Origin of the sequence: Corallococcus interemptor, from assembly GCF_003668875.1 — a bacterium.
GTDB lineage: Bacteria > Myxococcota > Myxococcia > Myxococcales > Myxococcaceae > Corallococcus > Corallococcus interemptor.
In genome coordinates this window covers 1-1,694 of record NZ_RAWM01000256.1, presented here as the reverse complement: position 1 = coordinate 1,694, position 1,694 = coordinate 1, and the positions used below count along the sequence as shown (strand labels likewise).

Genomic DNA, 1,694 nt, shown 5'->3' with positions numbered 1-1,694 from the left:
CGGTGAGCGTCAAGGTAGATGTCGCGTGAAAGGGTTCAGCCGATGCGCTTCGGCTCCTGTGCTTCCGGTGAGGGGTTGAGGCGCACGGGGCCCGCTGGCGTCCAGTCGCGCGTGTCACGGCTCCATCGCTCGGGGTGGCGTGCGCGAGCACGCTGGTACACCTGGTGGCGCTGGGCGAGCAGCGCGACGTCGAGGCCGAAGTGCCTGGCTTCCGGCGTGACGAAGCGGATGGCGGAGTGCTGGTGCTTGGTGTTGTACCAGGCGACGAAATGCTCCACCCACGCGTGCGCGTCCTGCGTCGAGGCGAAGGGGCGCTGGGGGAAGGAGGGGCGGTATTTCAGCGTGCGGAAGAGGGCCTCGGAGAAGGCGTTGTCGTCCGAGACGCGGGGCCGGCTGAAGGAGGGAGCCACGCCCAGCCATTGCAGGGTGGCCAGCATCGTGGCGCCCTTCATGGGGCCGCCATTGTCCGAGTGCAGCACCAGCCCCTCGGGGTGGCCGGCGGCCTGCCAGGTTTCTCGGATGAGGGCCGCGGCATGCGCGGAGGACTCCTCCTCGTGGACGCGCCAGCCCATGATGCGGCGGCTGAAGACGTCCACCACGAGGTAGAGGTAGAGGAAGCAGCCCTTCACCGGACCCTTCAGGTAGGTGATGTCCCAGCTCCACACCTGGTTGGGCGCTCGGGCCGTGTGCTCGGCCTTGGGGCGCGGCGTGGGAGGCTTCGCGGGGCCTCGGCGGGAAAGCTGTCCCGCCTCGCGCAGCACCCGGTAGAAGCTCGCTTCGCTGGCCACGTACTCGCCCCGGTCCGCCAGCCTCGGCACCAACTGCTTGGGCGAGACGTCGCGGAACTCCTCGCTGTTGGCCACCGCCAGCATGCGGCGCTTCTCCCCCTCGGAGAGGCGGTTGGCGGGCCGGGTGTGCGGACCACAGCGCCCGTCCTCGGCCGTCTCCGGCTTCCTCCAGCGCTGAATGGTGCGAGGGGCCACCCCGAGCCGCTCGCAGACGGCCTCCAGGCGCACGCCCTGCTGGAGGGCCTCCTGCACGTGGGCGAGCATCACTTCTCGCGCTTCTCGTCCGCTGCGTCGTCCTCGTCGTCCAGTTCCCGCTCGTCCCAGCCCGTCGCCTGAAGTTTTTTTTCGAGCACCAGCAGCGCCGCCGTCTCCGCCAGCGCCTTCTCCTTGCGGCGCAACTCCCGCTCCAGCTCCTTCACCCGTTTCTCCGACGAGGCCAGCCGCCGACGCTGGCTGGCCGTCAAAGCTGCGGAGGAGGCCGTCTGCGCGCCTTGGGAAAGGGCTCCAGCGGCTGCGGCCCGCCACTCCCCCAACTGCTCTTCATGCAGCCCTTCCCGGCGCAGAAGTGCTCCCAGCGTCTCGCCCTCCAGCCCGTGCGCTTCCGCCAGCACGCGCAGTTTCTCCTCGGGCGTCCACTTCTTCGGACCGGCAGGCTTCTTCTCCTCGGGCAGGGGCGTCATCGCCGCCAATTTATTCGCCTCCCGCAGCCACTGCGACAACGTCGGCTGCGAGACGCCCACCTGGCGCGCCAGCGCCGCAGCACTCACCGCGCCCGGGCCCACCATCCGCTTCACCATCTGCGACTTGAATGCATCCGTGTACGCCACTGCGTCCTGCCTGCTCTCGCCCCCAGGCGTGGTCATCCCGGCCACTCAGCCGAGGCGACAACTTCCCTGACACAGGGGG

At 69.6% G+C, this 1,694-nt stretch carries 1 protein-coding gene; it reads right to left on the bottom strand.

What is annotated here, in order from left to right; all coding sequences use genetic code 11:
- Nucleotides 1-35: 35 nt before the first annotated feature.
- Nucleotides 36-1,615, bottom strand: a protein-coding gene (locus D7X96_RS38930; protein WP_370450233.1) for an IS3 family transposase whose coding sequence is annotated in 2 segments (ribosomal slippage) — nucleotides 36-1,124 and nucleotides 1,127-1,615 — 1,578 coding nt in all. Because the reading frame shifts where the segments join, the coding sequence is not laid out codon by codon here.
- Nucleotides 1,616-1,694 lie beyond the last annotated feature (79 nt).